The sequence below is a fragment of the Kineosporia sp. A_224 genome (assembly GCF_002198655.1).
Lineage (GTDB): Bacteria > Actinomycetota > Actinomycetes > Actinomycetales > Kineosporiaceae > R-H-3.
Map to the genome: position 1 here is coordinate 1 of NZ_MWLN01000101.1, position 7,415 is coordinate 7,415.

The 7,415-nt window shown below is 75.3% G+C and carries 4 protein-coding genes and 2 pseudogenes; 4 read left to right on the forward strand and 2 right to left on the reverse strand.

Translation table 11 applies throughout. The features are described from left to right. The 4 genes and pseudogenes from EDJALFJO_RS34135 to EDJALFJO_RS08215 form a co-directional block, all read left to right on the forward strand. A pseudogene (locus EDJALFJO_RS34135) lies at window positions 1-603 on the forward strand (hypothetical protein); the annotation flags it as partial. Between the two features lie 47 nt (window positions 604-650). Then, window positions 651-3,164: an FAD-dependent oxidoreductase gene (locus tag EDJALFJO_RS08205; protein WP_088284043.1), complete on the forward strand. Its 2,514-nt coding sequence runs from the start codon at window positions 651-653 to the stop codon at window positions 3,162-3,164. Window positions 3,165-3,246: 82 nt separating this feature from the next. Next, window positions 3,247-4,824: a 3-hydroxyacyl-CoA dehydrogenase gene (locus tag EDJALFJO_RS08210; protein WP_198950116.1), complete on the forward strand. Its 1,578-nt coding sequence runs from the start codon at window positions 3,247-3,249 to the stop codon at window positions 4,822-4,824. Continuing rightward, a complete protein-coding gene (locus EDJALFJO_RS08215) occupies window positions 4,814-5,851 on the forward strand; it encodes an MBL fold metallo-hydrolase (RefSeq protein ID WP_088284045.1) in 1,038 nt (345 codons plus the stop codon). Before EDJALFJO_RS08210 ends, EDJALFJO_RS08215 begins: the two co-directional genes overlap by 11 nt. Before the next feature lie 3 nt (window positions 5,852-5,854). Here EDJALFJO_RS08215 and EDJALFJO_RS08220 read toward each other — a convergent pair whose 3' ends face one another. Continuing rightward, a complete protein-coding gene (locus EDJALFJO_RS08220) occupies window positions 5,855-6,175 on the reverse strand; it encodes a hypothetical protein (RefSeq protein WP_088284047.1) in 321 nt (106 codons plus the stop codon). An 83-nt stretch (window positions 6,176-6,258) separates the two neighbouring features. Next, window positions 6,259-7,415 (reverse strand): annotated as a pseudogene (locus tag EDJALFJO_RS08225) (hypothetical protein); the annotation flags it as partial.

The window sequence follows — 7,415 nt, forward strand, 5'->3', positions numbered from 1 at the left end:
ACCCGCCGCGACGTCACCCGCGGGACGCGCCCGCGGCGGGTCCGCCCGGCGACCGTGCTCGGCGCGACCGGCGCGCTCGTCGTCCTCCTCGGGCTCGGCCTGCCGTTCCTGCTCAACCGGCCCTTCGGCGACGACTCGGTGACGATCACGCCGAGCAGCCCCACGCCGTCCGGGCCGGTGGCCGCGGGCACCCCGACGAGCCGGGTCACGACGTTCACGCCGACGGTGAGCGGGCCGGCCGCACCGGTGGCGACGACCACCGCGGCCACCCGCACGAGGACCAGGACGACGACCCGTGCCGCCCGGGTGACCGCCGCGCCGACGACGGTCCGGACGGTGACGAGGACGGTCGTCGCGACCAAGCCGCCGCGGCCGACCACGACGCCGGCGACGACCAGGCCCGGCCAGGTCTTCATCGACAGCACGAAGTACGCCGGGCGCCCGCTGCTCGACGTCCGCAACGAGCTGCTGGACCGCGGGGTCACCCCGGTCGACAACTGGGTCTACGGCACGGGCAGGCCCTACGGGACGGTCATCGAGATCCGGCCGTCGGGCTGGGTCGCCGACCGGAGCGTCGTCTACGTCTGGGTCGCCGCCTCCTGACTCACGAGTCAGGACGCGGGCGCCGGGGCGGGGATACCCTCGCCCTCGTGAGCACCCCGACCCTGCCCGCGCGCGCCCGCGTCGTCGTCATCGGCGGCGGCGTCATCGGCTCCTCCGTCGCCTACCACCTCGCGCACGCCGGCTGGAGCGACGTCCTCCTGCTCGAGCGCGACCGGCTCACGTCGGGGACGACGTGGCACGCCGCCGGCCTCATGGTGACCTTCGGGTCGCTGTCCGAGACCTCGACCCGGATGCGGCAGTACACCCGCGACCTCTACTCCCGGCTCGAGGCCGAGACCGGGCAGGCGACGGGCTTCAAGCCCGTCGGCTTCATCGAGGTCGCCACCGAGCCGGGCCGGCTCGAGGAGTACCGGCGGGTGTCGGCGTTCAACCGCTACCTCGGGGTCGACGTCCACGAGATCACCCCGGCCGAGGTCGCGGACATGTTCCCGATCGCCCGCACGGACGACGTCCTCGCCGGGTTCTACGTCGCCGAGGACGGCCGCGCGAACCCGGTCGACGTGACGATGGCGCTCGCGAAGGGCGCCCGGCTGCAGGGCGCGACCCTCGTCGAGGGCTGCCCGGTGACGCAGGTGCTCACCAAGGACGGCGCCGTGACCGGCGTCCGGACGCCCTACGGGGACGTCGAGTGCGAGGTCGTCGTCAACTGCGCCGGGATGTGGGCCCGCCAGCTCGGCGCGCAGAACGGGGTGTCGGTCCCGCTGCAGGCCGCCGAGCACTACTACCTCATCACCGACGACATGCCGGGCCTGTCGCCCGACGCCCCCGTCCTCGAGGACCCGGGCGCCTACGGCTACTTCCGGGAGGAGACCGGCGGCCTCATGGTCGGGCTCTTCGAGGGGGTCGCGGCGCCGTGGAAGGTCGAGGGCATTCCCGCCGACGCGTCGTTCACGACGATCCCGCCGGACTGGGACCGGATGGGCCCGTTCCTCGAGAAGGCGATGGCCCGGGTGCCGGCGTCGTTCGACGTCGGCGTGCGGACCTTCTTCTGCGGTCCCGAGTCGTTCACGCCGGACCTCTCGCCCGTGGTCGGCGAGGCGCCCGAGATGCGCGGCTACTTCGTCGCGGCCGGGCTCAACTCGATCGGCATCCTCACCGGCGGCGGGATCGGCCGCGTCGTCGCGCACTGGGTCATGAACGGCCGTCCGGACGTCGACGTCACCGCGATGGGCGTCGACCGGCTGCACGCCTACCAGACCAACCCCGAGTACCGCCGGGCCCGCACCGCCGAGTCGCTCGGGCTCGTCTACGCGTGCCACTACCCGGACCGGTCACCGACGACCGCGCGCGGTGCGAAGCGGTCCCCGTGGCACGACCGGCTCGCGGCGGCCGGCGCGTACTTCCGCGACGTGAGCGGCTGGGAGAGCCCCGGCTGGTACGCCCCCGAGGGCAACGCCCACGGCGTCGAGCCGGTCGCCCACGAGCTGACCTGGGGCCGGTCGCCGTGGTGGGCGTGCTGGGAGGCCGAGCACCGCGCCGTCCGCGAGGGCGTCGGGCTCATGGACATGTCGTTCATGGCGAAGTTCCGGGTGCAGGGCCGGGACGCCGGCCGGTTCCTCGACCACGTGTCGGCGAACGCCGTCGACGGCGCGCCGGGCGTCATCACGTACACCCAGTGGCTCGACGAGGGCGGCACCCTCGAGGCCGACCTCACGGTGACCAAGCTCGCGGACGACGACTTCCTCGTCGTCGCGTCCGACACCGCGCACCGGCACGTCGAGACCCATCTGCGGCGCCGGCTCGAGGCCGGGCCGCTCGCGGGTGCGCACGCCTTCGTCACCGACGTGACGTCGGGGCTGGCGCAGCTCAACGTGCAGGGCCCGCGCTCGCGCGACCTGCTGCAGACGCTCACGAGCGCCGACCTGTCGAACGAGGCCTTCGGCTTCCGCAGCGCCCGCTGGGTCGACCTCGGGCTGGCCCGGGTGCTGCTCGTGCGGATCACCTACCTCGGCGAGCTCGGGTACGAGCTGTACGTGCCGGCCGAGCAGGCGGTCCACGTCTACGACCGGGTCGTCGAGGCGGGCGCGGCGTTCGGGCTCGTCCACGTGGGGCTCAAGGCGCTGTCGTCGCTGCGGCTCGAGAAGGCGTACCGGGACTACGGCCACGACATCGACAACACCGACGACGTCTGGGAGGCCGGGCTCGGCTTCGCGGTCGCGCTCGACAAGCCCGGGGGCTTCGTCGGCCGGGACGCGGCGCTCGCGCAGAAGCAGGCCCGGGACGGCGTCCCGCCGCGCCGACGGCTCGCGCAGGTGCTGCTCCGCGACCCCGAGGCGCTCCTCGTGCACGCCGAGGTCGTGCGGCGCGACGGCGTCCCGGTCGGGTACGTCCGGGCCGGCTCCTACGGCTGGACGCTCGGCGGCGCCGTCGGCCTGGCGATGCTGGAGCCGACGTCGGACCTGCTGCCCGACGGCGAGGGGCTGACGCAGGCGTGGGTCGACGCCGGCACCTGGGAGGTCGAGGTCGCCGAGCGCCGGGTGCCGGCGACGGTGTCGCTGCGCCCGCTCTACGACCCGGCGAACGCGCGGATCAAGGCCTGAGCGCGGACGCCGGTCCGGGGCGGGGCGGACGGTCCACGAACCGCCCGGTCCGACGCACCCCGGCTGTGGCAGGCTGGCCGGTGTGGAGCCCCTGACCCCGAGCGACGTCGTCGGTGTCGTCGGCGCGGGCACGATGGGCGAGGGGATCGCCGAGGTCGCCGCCCGCGCCGGTCATCCGGTGCGGCTGCTCGACACCCGCGACGGCGCGGCGGAGAACGCCGTGCGCTCGATCGCGGGGCGCCTCGCGAAGGACGTCGGCCGCGGCCGGCTCACCCGCGAGCAGGCGGACGACGTCCTCGCGCGCCTCGCGCCGGTCGCCGCGGTCGACGACCTCGCGGGCAGCCGGCTGGTCGTCGAGGTGATCGTCGAGAACCTCGAGGCCAAGCGCGACCTGCTGCGGGCCGTCGAGGACGTCGTCGACAAGGCGTTGCCGGACGACGGCAGCGGCCGGGACGTGCTCCTCGCGACGAACACGTCGTCGGTGTCGGTGACCGCGATCGGTGCCGCGCTGCGCCGTCCGGAACGGTTCGGCGGCCTGCACTTCTTCAACCCGGCGCCCCGGATGGGCCTCGTCGAGGTCGTCCGCGGGGACGCGACGGCCCCGGAGTGGGTCGAGGCTGCGGCCGAGGTCGCCCGGGCCTGGGGCAAGACCCCCGTCGTCTGCACCTCGACCCCCGGTTTCGTCGTCAACCGGGTGGCGCGGCCGTTCTACGGCGAGGCGCAGCGGGTCGTCGAGCTGCGCGCGACCGACGCCGCGACCGTGGACGCCGTCCTCACCGAGGCCGGCGGCTTCCCGCTGGGGCCGTTCGCGCTCACCGACCTCATCGGCCAGGACGTCAACCTCGCGGTGACCCGGTCGGTGTGGGAGCAGACCTACCACGACGCCCGGTACGCCCCGACGATCCTGCAGACCCGGCTCGTGGACGGCGGCCGGCTGGGTCGCAAGACCGGCCGCGGGTTCTTCACGTACGACGGGTCGAACCCGGTCGACGCGCTGCCGCAGACCGCACCGCCGAGGCGGGCCCCGCGGCGGGTCGAGGTCCGCGACTACGACTTCGGCCCGATGGCGCCGTTCCTCGACCGGATCGCCGCGGGCGGGGTCGAGGTCGTGCACGTCGCGCTCAGCGACGAGGAGGTCCTCGACGAGCTGCCCGGTCTGCGGCTGCCCGGCGAGGGCATCCTGCGGGTCACCGACGGCAGCACGGCACGCTCGTGGTCGCTCGAGGCGCCCGGCGGCGTCGTCCTGCTCGACTGGGCGCACGACCCGGCGACGTGCACCCGGGTCGCCCTCATGCCGCCGCGCGACGTCGAGGTCGAGGTGCTCGACGCCGCGATCGGGCTCTGCCAGGCGGCCGGCGTCGAGGTGAGCGTCATCGGCGACGTCGCGGGCGGCATCGTCGCCCGGACCGTCTCGATGCTCGTCAACGAGGCCGTCGACCTCGTGGCCCGCGGCGAGGCCAGCGCGACCGACGTCGACGTCGCGATGCTCCTCGGCACCGGCTACCCGTCGGGCCCGCTCGAGTGGGGCGACCGGCTCGGCGCCGTCCGGGTCGCCGCCGTCCTCGGCGAGCTCGACGAGGAGACCCCGACCGGGCGCTACCGGGTCAGCCCCCGGCTCGACGAGGCGATCATCGCGGAGGAGAACCTGCGTGACCTCTGACGGCCACGACGACGCCGAGGCGGGCCCGGACGGTCGGCCGGAGCGCCCGCGCGTGCCGCAGCAGGGGGGTCACGACCAGGAGAACGGCCGCAGACCCGACGACGACAGCCCCGAACAGCCCCTCCCAGGAGCCCTCTCCGTGCAGATCCCCGACGACCTCACCTTCGACCCGCCGTTCGCCATGCCCGAGCCGCCGCAGTGGCAGGACCTCTGGCGCGAGATCGGCCCCGGGGTGCTCGTCAAGCGCCACAAGGTGATGGACCTCAACGTCACGCTCGTGCTCGGCGACGACCGCTGCCTCGTCGTCGACACCCACGCCCACGACGGTTACGCCGAGGAGCTCATCGCCTCGATCCGCAGCGTGACCGCGCTGCCGTTCGTCGTCGTCAACACCCACGCGCACTTCGACCACGCGTTCGGCAACGCGGCGTTCCTGCGGGCCCAGGCGGACGTCGAGATCTGGGGCCACGAGGGGTGCCGCCGCGACCTCGAGGAGCTCGGCGAGCTGCAGCGCCGGCTCACCGTGCAGTGGATGCGCGAGTCGGAGCGGGAGGACACCGCGGCCGCCGTCGAGGCCGTGACGATCGTGCCGCCGAACCGGACCTTCACCCAGGACACGACCCTCGACCTCGGCGGCCGGCACGTCGTCCTGCACCACCCCGGCCGCGCGCACACCGGGCACGACGCGGTCGTCGACGTCCCGGACGCGGACGTCACGGTCGTCGGCGACATCGTCGAGGAGGGCTCGCCGCCGGCCTTCGAGGACTCGTTCCCGCTGGAGTGGGCGGCGTCCCTGGAGTCGGTGCTCCCCCGGCTGCGCCGCAACGTCGTCCCCGGGCACGGGGACGTCGTCGACGCGACGTTCGTCGCCGAGCAGCGGGCCCAGATCGCCGAGGTCGCCGAGGTGGCGCTCACGCTGCCCGCGGGTGCCGACGACATGGTGCTCGCGAAGGCCGCGGTGCGGCTGTCGATCGGACGGCAGGCCGGGTTCGTCGGGCTGCAGCGGGCGCTCGCGACGCGGGGCTGATGGTCAGGGCACGCCCGGCGGCGCCGTGTCGGTGACGGTGTCACCCATGTCGCCCTCGTTGCCGGTCGCGACCTCCAGACCCTCCTGCGACTCCGGGTAGTCGTCGAGGTCGGCATCGTAGGTCTGCGTCGCGTCCTCGGCGGCCCGCTCGTACTCCTCGTCCGTCATCGGCGTCGGCTGCTCGTGCGTGATGACGCTGTCCCAGGAGCGCTGCCCGGTGCCGCCCGGTGCTGACCACGGCTGAACGACGACCAGCACGACGAGGGCTGCGATCGAGGCGGCAGCTGCCGCAGCCTTGGCACCGGTGCTGACGTCGACGCGCACTCGGGGCTCCTTTCACTGCAGGGCAGGGCGACCCTACTGACTCACCAGACTTCACGATCATGGAACCGGGTCCGGTTCAGCTCTCACCCCGGCACCCTGGTCGCCGTGACGTCGACGGCGGTCGCGGTGACCCCCGGCGCAGCGAGGAACGGCGCGAGCCGGGACCGGGCCGCGGTGATCGACGGGTCGTGCGAGGCGTCGACGAGGCCGGCCGTCCGGACGTACTCGTCGACGTCATGGGTCGCGACGACGTCGGGGAGGGCGCCGGGGGCGGTGACGTCGCGTCGCACGGTGACCCAGGTCGACCGGTCCGGGTTCGGCGTGCCGTCGAGCCGCGGGACGAGGTCGTCGCCGTGCTCGAGGGCGAGGACGCCGACGTCGGGCGGCACCCGGTAGGCCGCGACGGGCGAGCCCATCGTCACGACCTCGCGGACCGCGTACCGGCGGCGGACGTCCGGGTCCGCCGCGAGCCCGGCGGCGACCATGCCGCCGAGGCTGTGGCCGACGAGGCAGACCGGCTCGCCGGACCGGATGCCGGCGGACCGCATCGCGGCGAGCACGGCCGCCTCTGCCGCCGAGCTGCGGCCGGCGAGGCTGCGGGCGTCGCTCGTCACGTCGAGCGGGTTCTCGCCCGAACGCGGCGCCCAGACCTGGGTGCCCGGTACCGCGACGACCCACGACCGGGCGCCGCCGGGGGCGTCGAGCCGGGTCACCGTGACCGAGCCCGGGGCGCCGCCGCCGCCCGGGTAGGCGGACCGGACGAGCCCGGCGAGGTCGGCGACGCCGCCCGGCGCGGCGGCCGTGGTCGCCGGTCCGCTGCTCGTGCGGACCCGGGCGGAGTCCCCGAGCAGCCCGCCCGCGCCGGCGAGCGCGAGCAGCAGCGCCGACACCTGCGGGGTCGAGCGCGGCGGCCAGTCGGTGCCGGCCGCGGCGGCCCACACCGGGCCGACGGCTGGCACCGGGGTGAGCAGCCCCTCGAGCACCCCGGGCACCGCGTCGACGAGGTGCTCGGTCGCGTCGCCGCCGCGGGCCAGCAGGCCACCGAGGCGGTCGGGCAGGCCCGGGCCGCGGGCAGGCGCCCCGGCACCGTCGGGGAGCAGGCCCGCCCGGTCGAGGAGCAGGGCCAGCGCCGCCCCCTCGACGGCCTGCGGCGCCGACGCCGCGGCGAGCACCACCCCGAACCGGCCGGCGACGGCCCCGGCGGCCAGGTCCGCCGCGCGCGCCGGGCCGCGGTCGTGAC